16 protein-coding genes and 1 tRNA gene are annotated in these 15,871 nt (G+C 56.6%); 7 read left to right on the top strand and 10 right to left on the bottom strand.

What is annotated here, in order from left to right; genetic code table 11:
• Positions 1 to 58 precede the first annotated feature (58 nt).
• The 7 genes from G438_RS11540 to rpmB all read right to left on the bottom strand — a co-directional run bounded on the left by G438_RS11540 (position 59) and on the right by rpmB (position 5,681).
• Positions 59 to 3,916 carry an alpha-L-fucosidase gene (locus tag G438_RS11540; protein WP_051259440.1) on the bottom strand — a complete coding sequence of 1,286 codons (3,858 nt, stop codon included), beginning with the start codon at positions 3,914 to 3,916 and terminating at the stop codon, positions 59 to 61.
• Between the two features lie 263 nt (positions 3,917 to 4,179).
• Positions 4,180 to 4,350, bottom strand: a complete 171-nt coding sequence (gene rpmF, locus G438_RS0108605) for a 50S ribosomal protein L32 (RefSeq protein ID WP_026460975.1) — start codon at positions 4,348 to 4,350, stop codon at positions 4,180 to 4,182.
• 184 nt (positions 4,351 to 4,534) lie between these two features.
• Complete coding sequence (ykgO, locus tag G438_RS12300) at positions 4,535 to 4,657, bottom strand: type B 50S ribosomal protein L36 (RefSeq protein ID WP_084403207.1); 123 nt, start codon at positions 4,655 to 4,657, stop codon at positions 4,535 to 4,537.
• Between the two features lie 29 nt (positions 4,658 to 4,686).
• Positions 4,687 to 4,932 (bottom strand): type B 50S ribosomal protein L31, encoded by a 246-nt coding sequence (locus G438_RS0108600; RefSeq protein WP_026460974.1) that lies wholly within the window; start codon positions 4,930 to 4,932, stop codon positions 4,687 to 4,689.
• Between the two features lie 29 nt (positions 4,933 to 4,961).
• Entirely contained in the window at positions 4,962 to 5,267 is a 306-nt protein-coding gene (rpsN, locus tag G438_RS0108595; protein ID WP_026460973.1) for a 30S ribosomal protein S14, read from the bottom strand.
• A 1-nt stretch (position 5,268) separates the two neighbouring features.
• Entirely contained in the window at positions 5,269 to 5,442 is a 174-nt protein-coding gene (gene rpmG / locus G438_RS11535; RefSeq protein ID WP_034285723.1) for a 50S ribosomal protein L33, read from the bottom strand.
• Positions 5,443 to 5,444: 2 nt separating this feature from the next.
• Positions 5,445 to 5,681, bottom strand: a complete 237-nt coding sequence (rpmB, locus tag G438_RS0108590) for a 50S ribosomal protein L28 (RefSeq protein ID WP_026460972.1) — start codon at positions 5,679 to 5,681, stop codon at positions 5,445 to 5,447.
• 55 nt (positions 5,682 to 5,736) lie between these two features.
• On the opposite strand from rpmB, the gene G438_RS0108585 reads away from it, so the two are divergent.
• The 5 genes from G438_RS0108585 to G438_RS0108565 all read left to right on the top strand — a co-directional run bounded on the left by G438_RS0108585 (position 5,737) and on the right by G438_RS0108565 (position 10,177).
• On the top strand, positions 5,737 to 6,789 hold the full coding sequence (locus G438_RS0108585) for a GTP-binding protein (protein WP_026460971.1): 1,053 nt from the start codon (positions 5,737 to 5,739) through the stop codon (positions 6,787 to 6,789).
• A 163-nt stretch (positions 6,790 to 6,952) separates the two neighbouring features.
• On the top strand, positions 6,953 to 7,615 hold the full coding sequence (locus G438_RS0108580) for a YigZ family protein (protein WP_026460970.1): 663 nt from the start codon (positions 6,953 to 6,955) through the stop codon (positions 7,613 to 7,615).
• 193 nt (positions 7,616 to 7,808) lie between these two features.
• Entirely contained in the window at positions 7,809 to 8,741 is a 933-nt protein-coding gene (gene cysK, locus G438_RS0108575; RefSeq protein ID WP_026460969.1) for a cysteine synthase A, read from the top strand.
• Between the two features lie 66 nt (positions 8,742 to 8,807).
• Positions 8,808 to 9,416, top strand: a complete 609-nt coding sequence (epsC, locus tag G438_RS0108570) for a serine O-acetyltransferase EpsC (RefSeq protein WP_026460968.1) — start codon at positions 8,808 to 8,810, stop codon at positions 9,414 to 9,416.
• A 269-nt stretch (positions 9,417 to 9,685) separates the two neighbouring features.
• On the top strand, positions 9,686 to 10,177 hold the full coding sequence (locus G438_RS0108565) for a GNAT family N-acetyltransferase (RefSeq protein WP_026460967.1): 492 nt from the start codon (positions 9,686 to 9,688) through the stop codon (positions 10,175 to 10,177).
• Positions 10,178 to 10,321: 144 nt separating this feature from the next.
• Here G438_RS0108565 and G438_RS0108560 read toward each other — a convergent pair whose 3' ends face one another.
• Positions 10,322 to 11,356 carry an Fpg/Nei family DNA glycosylase gene (locus G438_RS0108560; protein ID WP_026460966.1) on the bottom strand — a complete coding sequence of 345 codons (1,035 nt, stop codon included), beginning with the start codon at positions 11,354 to 11,356 and terminating at the stop codon, positions 10,322 to 10,324.
• A 2-nt stretch (positions 11,357 to 11,358) separates the two neighbouring features.
• Positions 11,359 to 14,292 carry a leucine--tRNA ligase gene (locus G438_RS0108555; RefSeq protein ID WP_026460965.1) on the bottom strand — a complete coding sequence of 978 codons (2,934 nt, stop codon included), beginning with the start codon at positions 14,290 to 14,292 and terminating at the stop codon, positions 11,359 to 11,361.
• Positions 14,293 to 14,421: 129 nt separating this feature from the next.
• Between G438_RS0108555 and G438_RS0108550 the strand changes: the two genes are divergently transcribed.
• On the top strand, positions 14,422 to 14,862 hold the full coding sequence (locus tag G438_RS0108550; protein WP_026460964.1) for an HIT family protein: 441 nt from the start codon (positions 14,422 to 14,424) through the stop codon (positions 14,860 to 14,862).
• A 94-nt stretch (positions 14,863 to 14,956) separates the two neighbouring features.
• Here G438_RS0108550 and G438_RS12710 read toward each other — a convergent pair whose 3' ends face one another.
• Positions 14,957 to 15,643, bottom strand: a complete 687-nt coding sequence (locus G438_RS12710) for a metal-dependent transcriptional regulator (RefSeq protein ID WP_034285720.1) — start codon at positions 15,641 to 15,643, stop codon at positions 14,957 to 14,959.
• 154 nt (positions 15,644 to 15,797) lie between these two features.
• Between G438_RS12710 and G438_RS0108540 the strand changes: the two genes are divergently transcribed.
• Positions 15,798 to 15,870: transfer RNA gene (locus tag G438_RS0108540), tRNA-Lys, on the top strand.
• Position 15,871: the final 1 nt, after the last annotated feature.

Here is a 15,871-nt window from a genome sequence, read left to right as displayed (position 1 = left end):
GGGGGGGCGGTGCGACTGAGCGGGCTGGCACACTAAACGTGCACCAGCCCGCCATGAGTCATCCGTGTCGCCTGCGCAAATTCAGCGCTATTCCGGCAAGTGCGATGACTGCGCTTGCGCTAATGAGTAGCGCAGCGTCGCTACCGGTCTTTGCCAGAGCAGATGTGCCCTGAGTCAGTCGCGTCGGTGCGGCGACCTTCGTGGTCCCAGTAGATTCCTTCGATGTGGAGGTGCCTACCCCTTGGCTACCGTCGGAAGGTGTCGTGCCACCCGCTTGGCTGCCAGTGGCGACGATGGTGAATGTCCCGCTGGTCTCATGGTGAGCGCTGCTCATCACAATGCGATGTGCACCTAATTCCATTTCGACAGGAACCGTCCAGGTGAGTGTTGCCCTTCCAGTCTGGTCGGCCGTTGCTGTGCCTATGACACGTGGGGTTGAATGCACCGTGAACGTGACGAGTTCTCCTGGCACAAAATTCGCCGCGCTAAAGGTCACAGTGCCACCCAGTGCTACCTGTGGCGTTGAAACTTCAACCTGAGTGTCGTGGGGGGTGTCAGGGTCATTCTCGGAACCGTCTGTACCATTTCCCGTTGACGGATCCTCGCCTCCTGTACCGGGGGTTTCACCTGGTGTTTCACTTCCTCCGGAATCGCCCGGGGTGTCAAGGTTGTCATCCTTGTCACCCGGCTCACCCGGCTCACCCGGATTGTCATCGCCACTGCCCGGCTGACTTGGCGTGCCACTGTCGTCACCACCTGAAGGTGGTTGTTCTTGCGGATCGTCTGTGCCCGGCTCATCGTTCGAGGTTACGGTGATGGCAACGGTAGGTGAAACCGTCTCGCCAACCGAGTTACGAGCAACAACACGAAGGTGACGTCCATTCCATTCCCCAGTGGCCGTCAACGTCATTGTTGATCCACTCGCCTCAGTGATATCGATCCAGGCCGCATCCGTATCTTCCGCTACCCGATATTGCCAACGCAGCGCTGGTGTCGGCCGCCCTTGTGCTTCGGCAGCGAGGGTGAATTGCGCGCCCGAGGCAGCCTTCAGTTGCCTAATATCGCTATCGACATCCGGGTCCTGATAGGCGACTTCACCTTCGACATCAAGCAATTCAGGTCCTACAAGCGTCGGCGCCTGGTTGACTCGCAGCGATACCGTTTGTGACGCAGCACTTCCCGCATCGTTACTTGCGACAAGTCGCACCTGCGCCCCATCATCAGCGTCACTCAAAGTGAAGGTGTAACGATCTGCCTGAGCCTCGTCGATTGCTCGCCACGCGCCCCCTTCGCTATCTGCACGCTGCCACTGCAACGTCGGTGCAGGTGTGCCTGTGATTGGCGCCTCCAGCATTACCTGGGTTCCTGGAAGACCGGTGACTGTCCGATGTTGACCATCGCCTGAGGTCACGAAGCTCTCTTCAGGTGTGCCTGTCGCAGTGATGGCGCCTACTGTTGGAGCCTGACTCAGCGGCTTGTCGAAGACTTCGACTTCTGCCAAGCCTAGTTGGCGGCCACGGCGTTCAAGGTAGATGCGAATGTACCGCGCTTGTACTGAATTAAATTCGACGCGCGTGGGATAGCCAATTTCCTCGGTTATTTTGTGTGAGGTGATGTCGGGCGAGGCGATGAGTTCATTGAGGAACATATTGCCATCAATGGGCTTTTTCGACAGCAGTACATAGACATTTGCCATATTTGACGCGCATGTACGTGAACCGCATTGGTCATCGTGATGGCGGTTCCACAGGTCAATGGCAGTGATCGTCCGAGGCGCTTCGAGATCAACTTCCCACCACGAATTAAAGGTTGTACTCGTCGTGGCCGCGACCGAACCGTTTTCTCCCACGCCGTCAGTAATACCGTCAACCGCACGTGACGACATGTATCCGTTGGCCGTGGTCGATTGACTGGTCGGCTTGCCCAAGGCAATACTTTGGCTTGCTGGTAGTACGGTGAGCAGCGCTGAATCGGAGGTTACTCGTCCCGCTGAGTTTATTGCATCGACGCTGAATGACACGTTCGCGTCGGCAGTGCTCGCAACAAAGCTATAGACCGCGTGCGTGGCTCCTTCGATGGCTTGTCGCTCACCGCCAGCTATTTGCCGGTACCACTGATAGGTGGGTTTGGGGCTGCCGGTGGCAATAGCGCTGAATGTCACCGTTTGTTCGACGCGTGCCGAGGCGGAGGCCGGTTGGGCACTAAACTGCGGGACGCTGGTTTGAGGAGCGTTCTGCGTGGCTTGTACGCCGATGGATCGCAACGTAAGCGGCATCGGGCTTGCGTAATATGTCGGGGTGGCAAGCTCAATCCGGATACGTGCGGCAGCATGTGCGGCCAGGGCGAAGCCTCCGATAGGGCCAGCAGCAATTTCAGCGCCGGAGGCGACGACAGTTGTGTCGCCAACTGTGACTTTATATAGCGTTGGGCTACTTAATCCGCTGTTCGCAGTTAATGTCAGGGACAGATCTGCAAAGGTCGTGTCGCTGCGATTAACGATGTAGGCATCCAAGGCAGCGGTGTCGCTCCCCTGCGCGTTGCGCAGTGCTGTGATCTGGTCGTGACCAATAGTTGCTGTACCGTTGGCCACGTCGACAACCGTCGTGGGGAGCATCATGGCGGGCCCATCTAGCTGGACCTTAATGACCGGTTTCACAGCATCTGGGGCTTCGCCTGCAAGGACAACGCGCAAAGTACCCCCGTCGTGTTCGTATTCGAGAGCGGTGTCGGTTCCGTCGATGGTCACTCCGGTGACCTTCGAAGCTAAACCTGGTAGGGAAAGGATGCTGCCTGCACTCCACTTGTTGGGGAACAGGTAAAGGGCATTACCTTTGGTGGTGATACGTCCCCACTGTGGGATGGGGAACCATGTAGCCCGAGCTCCGTCGATGGCGTCAGGATGACGTTGGCGCCAAGCAGCGATTTCCGATAATACATGCTGGTCAAAGGGATGAATCGAACCATCACCTTTAGGTCCGATGTTGTAGGCATAGTTGCCGCCGCCTGATATTACTGTGACTAACCCGTCGACCGCTTCACGTACTTTCGCAGCCTTGTTGTCTTCACTGCGGTCTGCTTTGCTTGTTGAGCAATAGGACCAGCAGTCGGGGAAGATTGACAGGATTGATTCCCACGGTCCGAGTCTAAATGTCTTTGGGACAACATTGTCACCGCCGACTTCGAAGTCACCTTTCTCGTTCCACACTCGCGAATTCACGACGGTAGTGGTGGGCTGGTGTTGCCGGACTCTTTCAGCCAATTCTTGCGATTGGGCAGGCGTGGGGGCACCCATATCAAACCAAAACTCGGCGATTGGCCCATAGTTAGTCATGAGCTCGTCGATCTGAGCAAGGTTGTACTGGTGGTGTTCATCCGATATCGGATTAAGGTTCGCATTGGGTTCAGCGGCGTGTTTCTCCCAGTCAATGATGGAGAAATAAAAGGCAAGCTTCATGCCAATTTTTCCGCACTCGACTTCGAGTTCTTTCAGAGGATCTCTACCAAATGCAGTGGCGTCAACGATGTTGTAGTCCGTCGTTTTTGTGTCCCACATGGCAAAGCCATCGTGGTGTTTCGAGGTGATCATCACATACTTCATGCCCGCTGCTTTTGCACTGGCACAGACCTGGGCTGCATCCCATTGAGAAGCCTGCATTGCTGCAGCGTCGCGCAGATACCGGTCCCGAGGAATTCTCATCCAGGCTTTGATTTGCTCAGGATAACCGCGCACTTGATCACGACCGTTGTAGCGGCCTTCGTAGAGTGAGTAGACCCCCCAGTGCATGAATAGGCCAAATTGGAGGTCTTGCCATGCCGCGATACGGGGATCGTCGGAGCGCGGCACGACGGCAGGTATACCTGTGACGGTTTCGTCGGTGGTTGGTGCGGATGGCGGGTCGGCCAATGCAGGTGACACTGAACCTCCTGTGATCAGTGCAAGCGCCGCCAATCCGCTGAGAATTTTTCTTCTCAACATCGGTGATACTCGTCCTTCTGGGTGGATAGGTGTGCGAACGTCAGTGTTCGCAGCCTCTTCGTTGAGGCCGCATCAATGGTAGCGGTGTCAAACGTTTGGCTCGCAAAGGCCGAGGTTAATGGGGCGGCAGGCGGTTGAAAGCGGGTGTTTGTATGACAAAAGGGCCCGGCACAATGTGCCAGGCCCTCATGTAGCGTCGAAGATCAGGCTTCGACGTCGATGAGACCGTTCTTGTATGCCTTCGCCAGGCGGCGCGGCACGCGAACCTCACGGCCGGCAACCTTGATGGTGTTCAGCTCGGTGAGGTCAGCTTTCCAAGCAGACCGGCGAGTGCGGGTGTTGGCGCGGGACATTTTGCGCTTTGGAACTGCCATTTCCCTACCCCTCTCTTGTCGTGGACCTATGTCGTGCCGGATGACGATCCTCGGACCCTCATCCTCGGCTCGGCGAATGCGGCGCATTGGTGTACTACGCGCGCAGTTGGCAACCCGGAAATACTAGCATGTTCTTCCCATCCGACGACAGTTACAGGCGGGAAGGAGTGTTGCGATACTCGTCTCATCCTTGGCGGGCTTTAAGGCGAGGATTTTTCTTGTTGATCACGTACAGATGCCCACGTCTACGCACCACCTTTGATCCAGGTTGTTGAGCGAGGGATCGTATCGATGCACGTACTTTCATCATTGGCCTTTCGTAATACATTGGCGCAGCTATTTGCGTCCATAGCGTGCGTAGAAACGTTCGACGCGTCCTTCGGTGTCGACAAGGCGTTGTTTACCTGTCCAAAATGGGTGCGATGCAGATGATATTTCGACATCTATTACGGGGTAGGTATTGCCATCTTCCCATTCGATGGTTTGCAACGAGGTGACAGTGGAGCGTGTGAGGAAGGCGAATCCTGCGCTGCGGTCACGGAAAACAACGGGATGATAGTCAGGGTGAATACCGGGTTTCATGTCATATTTCTTTCTGTTGACAGCAGGTATTACCAAGAGGATTTGGTAACGCCGGGAAGTTCTCCGTTCAGCGCGCGTTGGCGGAATTGGACACGGGATAGGCCAAATTTACGCAAGTAGCCCCGCGGGCGACCATCATTGCATCCGCGGTTACGCAGGCGCGTTGGCGAGGCGTCGCGCGGCAATGCGTGAAGGGCGCGCATCGCTTCCTGACGTTCTGTCTCACTGAGGTGAGGATTGATACTGCGCGCTTTTAGTTCCATCCGTTGAGCAGCGTAGCGTTCGACTATTTTTTGGCGTTGTAGTTCGCGCGCGATCTTAGATTTTTTTGCCATATCAGCGTATCTCCACAAATTCGACGTGAGCCCTCACGATGGGGTCGTATTTTTTGATGCGAAGCCGATCAGGTGTATTTCGACGGCTTTTTCGTGTGACGTACCGGTATCCGCTTCCTGCCGTTGATTGGAGCGTGATGACTGGGCGGAGGTCTTTTCCTTGTGAGCGAGCCATATTCAGAATCGTTCTCCTCGTGCACGCATGTCGGCAATCACTGCGTCGATGCCACGTTGATCAATGATTTTGATGCCTTTGGTGCTCAGTCGCAGCGTAACGGTGCGTCCCAGTGATGGCACCCAGTATCGTTTGCGCTGCAAATTAATGTCCCAGCGCCGACGTGTACGACGGTGAGAGTGAGAGACGTTATTACCGAATCCTGGTTCCGCTTGGGTGACCTGACATTTTCTACTCATTCCACTATTATTGATAACCGTTCTCAATATCGCAAATTTATTCATTCGAGGATTCATGCATATCTCCACTTTGACAACCACCGAACCACTCTTGCGTGATCTCATCACCCTGACACTGTCAGATCAGGCTGACGTCCTCGTATGCGACCTCTCCCCCGATAGCGTGACCTTGCGCCACTTCCACACCTTCGACCTTGCCTCGAAAAGCACGGTGGACCTTGCCCATTCCTGCCTGAGTTGTTCACTACGCGAAGCCATCATCCCTGCTCTGTCAAACCTTGCCCACATGGGTGTCGACCGCCTCGTCCTTGCCCTTCCACCCGCAGCTGAGGCTCTTACGGTCATTCCCCTCCTTCATGAATACACTGCACCTGGCCAATACTTAGATCACTGCGTATTGACCACCTGCATCCATGCGGTCAACACTGATACCGTTAAACGCGACCTTCTCACTCACACGCCGCTACGTGAGCTGGGATGCCATCTGAGCGATGATGACGATCGCTGCGCAGGAGAAGTGCTAATGAACGGCATCGGTTACGCCGATCTTGTACTGAGCCTCGGCGACGATCCCGTGGGCGGCGAACTCGCTGAGCATCTACGACCGTTTGACACACTCATGGTGCACCACCTTGACGATGTCACCGACACGCTGCTTTTTGATCATCGCCACGATCCCGACGCCGCCATTGCACGCATACACCCAGCATCAACACTCGCATGGGGCGGCCCCCATACACATGGGGTATGGACCCTCGACCTACATTCAGATCGACCATTCCATCCTGAGCGATTAGCACAATTCGCCGCCGACTTGGCAGCACACAGCACCTGCGCACGAGGCTGTTTCTGGTTACCGTCACGCCCCGATACCGTATGCACCTGGGAAGTTAGCGGCGGTAGTGCCAGTGTAGGAGTTGCAGGTTCTTGGGACGACTCAGCGCACACACATATCATCGTCACCGGCACACAGGACGTGGCATACCTTCGTGACGAAATAACCGCAACCTTTCAGCGCATCCTCATGAATGACACAGAACTCCATCATGCCTTCGAGTGGATCGGAGCCGACGACGGGCTCAGTCATTGGTTCACGCCTCACGACTAATGCCCGGCTGTGTTGTCATTGTGGTACTCGGCGAACGGGGTCGAAATACCTCCATCCACATAGACGCTTTCGGGACGCCTCTACTGCCGCAATGCCAACGAGGTCGATACACCTGCATCCACGTGGGACAATTACAGTAGTGCGATGGAGGTTGGACACACACATGCATAATGCGGCAATCCTTGTACCACAGGCGGCTAGCGTCACGGTACACGAAATGGAAGTTAAACGCTCCCGCTTTATTTCGTACATCGCGCGCACCGATACCCCGCAGGATGCACGTGCCTTTATCGACAGTATTCGCCAGCAGCATCCCCAGGCACGACATGTGTGCAGTGCCTACCTCATTGCCGAAGAAGGACACAGCCCTCACCAACATTCAAGCGACGATGGCGAGCCTGCCGGCACTGCTGGCACACCAATACTTGAAGTACTGCGTGCATCAGACATGTGGAATGTTACTGCGGTCGTGGTTCGCTATTTCGGTGGCGTCCTACTTGGAACTGGTGGCTTAATCCGCGCCTACTCCGGCGCTGTAGCGCAATGTCTCCATACTGTCCCCCGCTCCTTGCGGACACAGGTTGAGGTATATGACGTTCACCTTGACCCTATGGAGGCGGGACGCATTGAGGCCGAGGTGCGTCATCTGGGTGCGCGGGTCCTTGACGTGGCATGGGGCGACGATGTCAGACTACGGCTAGGCATTGACAACACACTCCACAAAGCCCTTGTCAGCCTGTTGGCACGCCTTAGCCAAGGTAGAGCAATCGTCCGTAGGGCGGGCAGCACATGCGTTGAAGTGGACGCAAGCGACGACTCGTTTTAAGGTTGCAGCATGTTGGAATTGCGAAGCGTCTACCCCCTCTTGGGTCACACGTCGCGCTATCGCACCCTTTTTTGTCTTTCCTGTCTGTAGGGCGAATGGCCTTACAGGTGCTTTTGTGCACCGTCGTTCGCCCATGTAGTGACAGCTGTGCCGCAACACCATGTTTTTCAAATATCTGTCTTAAGGAGACCCCATGCCCCGTATCGCGAACAATGTTTCAGAACTTATTGGCAATACCCCCCTCGTTCGCCTGAACCGACTCACTGGAGCTCACCGCAAGGTTTTGGCAAAAGTTGAAGCATTCAACCCCGCATCGTCGGTCAAAGACCGTATTGCCGCCTCGATTATTGACGCTGCCGAAGCCTCAGGTGCACTGGTACCGGGCGGCACGATCATTGAAGCCACCTCAGGTAATACTGGTGTGGCATTAGCTATGGTGGGCGCATCGCGTGGCTATAACGTGGTGATCACCATGCCATCGTCAATGAGTATTGAGCGACGCATCCTCATGCGCGCATTCGGCGCCGAATTGGTTCTCACCGACCCCGCTACAGGCATCAAAGGTGCCGTGGCAGAGGCTGAACGTATACGCGATGAGCGTCCCGGGTCCATCATCGCCTCACAATTTGACAATCCCGCTAACCCTGCGGTTCACCGCCGTACCACGGCGGAAGAAATCTGGGCTGACACGGACGGTAATATCGATATTCTCGTAGCCGGTGTCGGGACCGGCGGTACCGTTTCAGGTGTCGGCGCGGTCCTCAAAGAGCGTAAACCAGAGGTGCACATCGTTGCCGTCCAACCGGAAGAATCGCCACTACTGACAGGTGGATCGCCTGCTCCGCACGGGATTCAAGGCATTGGCCCAAATTTTGTGGCCAAAAACTACGACCCCAGCGTCGTTGACGAAGTAATTTCCGTCGGAACTACCCAGGCGATGGATGCCTCTCGTCGCGCCGCCGCCGAGGAGGGACTGCTCGTTGGCATTTCCTCCGGCGCTGCACTATATGCAGCTATCGAGGTGGCCTCACGACCTGAAAACGCAGACAAGACCATCGTTGTGGTTCTACCCGATACCGGTGAACGTTACCTTTCAACTAAGCTATTCGAAGACCTTCGCGACTAGCCGTTGTGGGGCGCGGCACCAAGCGCCTCGTCGCCCCACAACACGGTCCCTGTGACAAGGATCCTGATGAAATTACACAACACCCCCAGCGCCTTCGCCCTACTTGGGGAAGATGTGCGCACGGTGCGGCGCCGTGATCCTGCAGCGCGCTCAAAAGTTGAGGTTGCCTTGGCCTATCCCGGCCTTCATGCGCTGTGGGCGCACCGAATTTCCCACGCGTTATGGAATCGCGGCATGGTCACACCTGCCCGTATCTTGTCGTCAATTGCACGTTCCTTCACCGGAGTCGACATTCACCCCGCAGCGCGCATCGGACGCAGAGTCTTTATTGACCACGCGACCGGTGTCGTCATCGGTGAAACCGCGCAGGTCGGCAATGATGTGGTCATCTTCCACGGTGTCACCCTTGGTGGCGTGTCAATGACGCCAGGTAAACGACACCCTACTGTTGGCGACCATGTGATGTTGGGGGCGGGCTCAAAGATCCTCGGACCTATCACCATCGGCTCAGGCTCAAAAGTCGGAGCAAATGCTGTGGTCACCAAAGATATGCCGGAAGATTCAGTTGCTATCGGCATTCCCGCGAAGATTCGTCCAACATCGAAGCCACGCCAACGCGATGAAGACCTCATCGTTGACCCATGCTGCTATGAGGACCCATCGGTCTACATTTAGCAACGCGCCGCGTGGAACCATCTGTCCGCCTCCCCCACATCTGACAGGCAGACCCGCCTCGCTAGGGTGACGCTGGCGCAGCACCAGTCCGAATCACTAAACTCGCAGCGTCGTGGGAGTTTTGCTCTCCAACATGTACCATGTCGATCGGTATTTCCTGACGGGCATTCTGGGCAACTCCCGCGTTGCCTCACTTCATCATGACAGAACAGGCGACGTGCTGGACATAAGACCCGCCAAATGTGCATCAGGTCACTTACACTGGGTTCATGACACAGCGAACGTTACGAGCACAGTTAGATGTGTTGGCTGATGTCGAACGACCAGCCGACTACGAGATCGCGACGCTTACGCGCCACGACATTCCGGCAATTGCTGCCCTCCACATGGCCGCATATGGTGAGCCTGAAACAGCAGAGGCGCTGTGGTCAGCCACCGATGAGATACGCATGACCTTCGATGGCGCCTTTGGAAAGCCTCGCGACGACTCCTTTGTTGGCGCTTGGTTTGAAGGCACACTCGTCGGCGCACTTTTCGCAGTGACGCACCCCGAGTGGGACGACGAAATAACACAAGGACCCGTTGTTCTTGATCTCATGGTTGACCCAGAGTTTCAACGCCGCGGCATCGCCACAGCACTCGTCGGCGAAATTGCGCGGCGGTGTACCGCCTGGGGCGAGGAAACCCTCACCTTGCGCCTCGATGCGCACCACAGCGCTGCCGCGAGCCTCTACGACACTTTAGGTTTCGACGAGGATTAAGAAGGTGCCGGCCGCCTCCGCCGGGCCAGCCCCACACCCGTGCGGTGGCCCGTCAGCGTACCTTAGTGCGCCTCGCATAGTCAGACACCAGCGCACCTCGCACAGTCCGAACAACCTGCAAACCTCGCACAGTCACAAGCCCCGCTAGCGCTGGCATGACGGGCACCAAAAAAGGCGCCTCCCCTGCAACACTTTTTCCGCGATAGGAGTATTACACCGCAGGCACGGCCTACCAGTACGGTGATAGACATACCAACGGGATGCTTCCTCGTCACCTTCGATCGGAGGATCAGGTGCTTCAAGCGGGTCCATCGTGATGAGATAACCAGCCTCAAAGCCACGATTCATCAGGTCACACACAATACGCCACAGGTCCTCCAACCTGGTGCGCGACACCCTTTGCCCCTGACGCATCGGCGAAATCCCCGCCAAGAACAGTGCATCAGCCCGGTAAATATTGCCAACTCCTGCAAGTATCGACTGATCCATCAATAATTCGCCGATGACCCGCTTTGTTTTGCGTACAGCGACAACGAAACATGCCATCGCCTCGGCGTCGTCACGCGCACCAGGCCACAGCGGATCAGGACCTAATTTCGCCTCGACCACACAACGCTGCTCATCACTGACCAACTCACATCGTGTTGGACCTGCAAGATCGGCAACCGCATGGGGTGCAACAAGGCGCAAACGAACCTGCCCCACCGGCTCGGGCACCTGCCACGGATGCCCCGCCTCGGCCTCGTCAATGGGCACGTCATCGTCATTCATTGCTCCCCCACCCCACTTCATAGGGCGGTGACGATCTTTAGGACCAACCCGACTCACGTTGCGACGTACAACGCCATGTCCAGCGTCGTCAATAGAACTATCGCCGTTAAAACGCCACCAACCATAAAGCCCCAGGTGAATATGCACCCAGTGCACGACACCGTCGATAGGTTGCGTTGGCCGCACCGCACGCGCATATTCGCTGACAGTAGGTACCGCAAGCTCAGGTGGAGCAAAACCAAGGAACATATGTTTGCCCACGGCACGCGCACCAACAAGTACCATCCCATTAATACGCGCCGCCGAGGCAGCAAAACGTCCCTGCGGTGATGTCACCTCACACGCATACCCACAAAAGACATGGTCGAATGTGTCGGCAAGGCGACGGACCGCATCTCCCTCAGGCATCGTCAGTTCTTCGGCAACACAATATTGACCAGTGACGGTGCGCGCACAATCACCTTCAACGGCTCGCGTCCGTCAAGGAGTCGCTGAATTGGCGCCAACTCCAGCGCGGCAGCCTGCAGGTCATCACCACTAATACTTGGCGACACCTCGAGACGTGCACGTACCTTTCCGTTGGCTTGAACAATGGCAGTAACCGTGTCTTCAACCAGCAGCGACTCATCAGTGACCACAGGGAAGGGAACACGCGCCAATGATTCATCGTGGCCCAGTCGTTCCCAAAGTTCTTCTGCGATATGCGGGGCAACGGGAGACACCATCAGTACTAGTGGCTCCATGATTTCGCGTGGCACTGCAGGCAACGACGTGATGTGGTTATTCAACACGATGAGTTTCGCAACCGCCGTATTGACCCGCATATTTTCATACTCAACGGTGACGTCGGCGATAGTGCGAGCCAGCAGGCGCCGTGTTTCCAAATCCGCGGCCTCGTCAGTGACAGTCACTTCACCGGTATTTTCGTCGACAGCATTACGCCATAGGCGCTGCAAAAAGCGCTGCGAACCAACCACTGCACGCGTTTCCCACGGACGGGAAACGTCGAGTGGTCCCATGCTCATCTCGTAGACACGGAATACGTCTGCACCATAGGCGTCATACATTTCATCTGGGGTGACGATATTCTTCAGAGACTTCCCCATCTTGCCGTATTCGCGGTTAACAGGTTGGCCATTCCACGTAAATCCGGTAGCCTCGTCACCTTCAACTTCGTCGGCAGGCACGTACTGTTTACGTTCGTCGGTATAAGCGTAGGCCTGCACATACCCTTGGTTAAAAAGTGTGTGGTAAGGCTCGGCATCGGGTACGTGGCCCAAATCGAACAGTACTTTCTGCCAGAAACGCGCATACAGCAGGTGAAGTACCGCATGTTCAACACCGCCAACATAAAGGTCAGTGCCGCCACTGGGTTTACCTTCCCTGGGGCCCATCCAGTAGTCCAAATTCGCCGCAGACGCCAAAGCTTCGTCGTTGTTGGGGTCGGTATAACGCATTTCGTACCAGCATGACCCTGCCCATTGCGGCATCGTATTGGTTTCACGGCGATATTTCTTCAGGCCGTCTCCAAGGTCAAGTTCCACTTCAACCCATTCGTCTGCTCGACCTAAGGGCGCGTCCGGTGAGGACTGGGAGTCATCCGGGTCGAAGGTACGCGGTGAATAGTCAGAGATTTCCGGCAGTTCCACAGGCAGCATGTCTTCAGGCAATGCGTGAGGAAGTCCGTTGTCGTCCCACACAATGGGGAAAGGCTCACCCCAGTATCGTTGACGACTAAACAGCCAGTCCCGGAGGCGGTAGGTGACCGTACCGTGTCCGAGTCCCTTCGACTCCAGCCACTGGGTCATTGCTGCCTTGGCTTCATCTTTTGACATGCCATTCAAGCTGATTTCATCATTCGCCGAGTCCACCGCAATGCCGTCGCCCGTGTATGCGCTGTCATCGAGATCATGCCCATAGGGATCGTTCGCGTCACCGATTGTGCGGATCACGTCAAGGTCGAAGGCGCGCGCGAAATCCCAGTCGCGTTGGTCGTGGGCAGGTACGGCCATAATGGCACCTGTACCGTAACCCCACAGGACGTAGTCAGCAACGAAAATGGGGACAGCGTGGCCATTAGTGGGGTTCGTCCCGTAAAAGCCGGTGAATACGCCGGTCTTCTCGCGGTCTTCCGCGGTGCGTTCCATTTCGGTTTTGCGGGCCGCCTGTGCGCGGTAGGCAGCAACTGCGTCACGAGGCGAAGCGTAGGTTCCGCGCCATGCCTCCTTGGTGCCGTCCGGCCAAAGGGCAGGCACTGTCAGCGCGTCAGCATCGTCCGCTTCGCCGCCGATGGTGCCACCGAGGAGTGGGTGTTCGGGGGCGACCACCATGAAAGTGGCGCCGAAAAGGGTGTCAGGACGTGTGGTGTACACCTGTAGTTCGTTGACGACGCTACCTGCCTGGGTGGCGCCTGGTACTTGGAAGGTGACGGTGGCACCTTCACTTCGGCCAATCCAGTTGCGCTGCATAGACCGCACTTTGTCAGGCCAGTTAATGGTGTCCAGGTCATTTTCGAGGCGCTGACCGTAAGCGGTAATCCGCATCATCCATTGGCGGAGGTTGCGTTTAAAGACAGGAAAATTTCCACGTTCTGAGCGTCCGTCAGCGGTAACTTCTTCGTTGGCAAGGACAGTTCCCAGGCCAGGGCACCAGTTGACGGGCGCCTCGGAAATGTAGGCCAGGCGGAAACTGTCGACGACGCGTGCCTGCTCAACTGCGTTCAGTTCCTCCCAGGGGCGGCCATCGGGAAGTGCAACGTCGCCGGCAGCTAGTTTGTCACGCAGTTCGGATACTGGCCTGGCGGCTCCTTGTGAACCGTCAGGAGCGATTGCCTCTGGATCAAACCAGCTGTTAAAAATCTGGGTGAAGATCCATTGCGTCCACCGCACGTAGTCAACGTCGGTTGTCGACAGCGAGCGGCGTTGGTCGTGAGACAGGCCTAGGCGGCGCAGTTGGCGCCGCATATTGGCAATATTTTCGTCCGTTGTCACGCGCGGGTGTTGCCCCGTTTGGACAGCGTATTGTTCTGCAGGCAAGCCGAATGCATCGTAGCCCATGGTGTACAGGACGTTGTCGCCCTTCATACGGTGGAAGCGTGCCACCGTGTCGGTGGCGATATAACCCAGCGGGTGCCCCACATGTAGACCTTTACCTGACGGGTAAGGGAACATGTCGAGCAGGAAGAAGGGGTGTTTGTCCGCCAATGGGCCCGCAAGGTCACCTTCGGGGTTATCCGCATGGAACGTGCCGCGCTCCTCCCACCGGTCTTGCCATTTAAGTTCAATCGTCTCGGCAAGCTCGGCCGTATAGCGATGGGCGGGGATGGCGGGCTGAGTCGAGGACATATGCGCACGTTCCTTGTCGGTCCAACGGTGATTTCACTGATCTAACGTCATCCTAGGGTAGTCCATGATGCGTCCCAAACCCGCTCGAATCCACGACATGAGGCAGTGAGGCGAGAGACAATTACACGCATGAGCACTGTTTTTGAAAAGATTATCTCGGGCGAGTGGGCTGGGCGTTTTCTGTGGGCAGACGATATCTGCGTGGTGATTTCGACGATCGAGCCGGTAGGGCCAGGTCATGCGCTCGTTATTCCGCGTCAGCCGTGGGCAAAATGGACTGACTGTCCATCCGATATCGCTGAGCATCTCATGCGAGTGGCTCGCATTATTGCATTGGCGCAGGAAACAACCTTTGAGGTGGATCGTTGCGCGCTGATTATTGCCGGTTTTGAGGTGCCGCACACGCATCTGCACGTAATTCCTGCGCGCAGCGAAGCGGATTGTCACCTCGGCAATGCGCAGGCAGCATCAGCGCAGGAGCTTGACGAGGCGGCCAAGCGTTTGCGGAAGACTTTGCAGACGCAGGGGCACGGGGCTTATGTGCCTACCCGCATCGACGCGCTCCTATAAGTGTTCAAGTGGCGAATGGCCTCAGGCCACCGCTGGAGCGGGCTGATTGGTCGAGCGGGCTAAGCGACCGAGACGGCTTGGTGGTCGTGACCGCTTAGTGGTCGACGATTTCGACGTGGACTAGGTGACTGTAGGCACTGTCAAGGACGCCAAGGGCGCCGCTGTCTGTTATGCGTAGGGTCAATGAGTGGAGGCTTCGTGCCTCGATGCTGATCTTCGCGTCGAGGCGTAGGCCAGCGTCGTTGATGGCTCGCATGGCGGCTGGGTCTTCATCGCTGACACGCGACACTTGGGCTTTCACGTGGTGTGGGAGTTCACTGAGGGTGATCGTCACTGGTTGTTTCAATGTGCCATCCGCTAATGGAATGGGGTCTCCGTGCGGGTCTCGTGTGGGGTAGCCGAGCGCAGCATCCAAGCGGTCCAAAAGGCGGTCGGAGATGGCGTGTTCAAGGATTTCGGCTTCTTCGTGTACTTCATCCCATTCGAAACCAAGCACTTCATGCAGGTAGCTTTCCAGAATGCGGTGGCGTCGAATAATGCCGACTGCGACGGCACGGCCAGCTGCGGTCAGGCGCGCTTTTTTGTAGGGAGTGTGGTCGATTAATCCTTGGTCGGCTAGGCGTCGCACGTTTTCTGAGGCTGTTGATGCAACCACCCCCGTGCGGCGGGCCAGTTCATTGATACTCAGGCCCACTCCCCCGTCTGTTTCTGCTGCCCATATGGCTTTGAGGTAGTCCTGAGCAACGGTTGATGCTGCCGCTTGGGGGGCAGGTTCCAACATGTGGCCTCCTCAGTATGTGCTTCACTTAGCGTAGCGCCTCATACTTGTGCTGCAAGTAGTGGCCCTAGAGGTGAATGTGTCCTGATCCTCGTTGTGTTGATTTGAGTTCCCCACAGGGTTAGGGGTAAAGTATCCACTTGGTCGCATGACCACCGCGCCGTTAGCTCAATTGGCAGAGCAGCTGACTCTTAATCAGCGGGTTGGGGGTTCGATTCCCTCACGGCGCAC

Source organism: Schaalia suimastitidis DSM 15538, from assembly GCF_000429105.1.
GTDB classification, from domain to species: Bacteria; Actinomycetota; Actinomycetes; order Actinomycetales; family Actinomycetaceae; genus Pauljensenia; species Pauljensenia suimastitidis.
The sequence above is the reverse complement of the archived record's forward strand: the minus strand, read 5'-3'. Positions and strand labels throughout refer to the sequence as shown.

Bases quoted from the DNA above. Each gene is read 5' to 3' on its own strand.
- rpmF (WP_026460975.1), bottom strand. From the start codon at position 4,350: ATGGCAGTTCCAAAGCGCAAAATGTCCCGCGCCAACACCCGCACTCGC.
- ykgO (WP_084403207.1), bottom strand. From the start codon at position 4,657: ATGAAAGTACGTGCATCGATACGATCCCTCGCTCAACAACCTGGATCA.
- G438_RS0108600 (WP_026460974.1), bottom strand. From the start codon at position 4,932: ATGAAACCCGGTATTCACCCTGACTATCATCCCGTTGTTTTCCGTGAC.
- rpsN (WP_026460973.1), bottom strand. From the start codon at position 5,267: ATGGCAAAAAAATCTAAGATCGCGCGCGAACTACAACGCCAAAAAATA.
- rpmG (WP_034285723.1), bottom strand. From the start codon at position 5,442: ATGGCTCGCTCACAAGGAAAAGACCTCCGCCCAGTCATCACGCTCCAA.
- rpmB (WP_026460972.1), bottom strand. From the start codon at position 5,681: ATGAGTAGAAAATGTCAGGTCACCCAAGCGGAACCAGGATTCGGTAAT.
- G438_RS0108585 (WP_026460971.1), top strand. From the start codon at position 5,737: ATGCATATCTCCACTTTGACAACCACCGAACCACTCTTGCGTGATCTC.
- G438_RS0108580 (WP_026460970.1), top strand. From the start codon at position 6,953: ATGCATAATGCGGCAATCCTTGTACCACAGGCGGCTAGCGTCACGGTA.
- cysK (WP_026460969.1), top strand. From the start codon at position 7,809: ATGCCCCGTATCGCGAACAATGTTTCAGAACTTATTGGCAATACCCCC.
- epsC (WP_026460968.1), top strand. From the start codon at position 8,808: ATGAAATTACACAACACCCCCAGCGCCTTCGCCCTACTTGGGGAAGAT.
- G438_RS0108565 (WP_026460967.1), top strand. From the start codon at position 9,686: ATGACACAGCGAACGTTACGAGCACAGTTAGATGTGTTGGCTGATGTC.
- G438_RS0108560 (WP_026460966.1), bottom strand. From the start codon at position 11,356: ATGCCTGAGGGAGATGCGGTCCGTCGCCTTGCCGACACATTCGACCAT.
- G438_RS0108555 (WP_026460965.1), bottom strand. From the start codon at position 14,292: ATGTCCTCGACTCAGCCCGCCATCCCCGCCCATCGCTATACGGCCGAG.
- G438_RS0108550 (WP_026460964.1), top strand. From the start codon at position 14,422: ATGAGCACTGTTTTTGAAAAGATTATCTCGGGCGAGTGGGCTGGGCGT.
- G438_RS12710 (WP_034285720.1), bottom strand. From the start codon at position 15,643: ATGTTGGAACCTGCCCCCCAAGCGGCAGCATCAACCGTTGCTCAGGAC.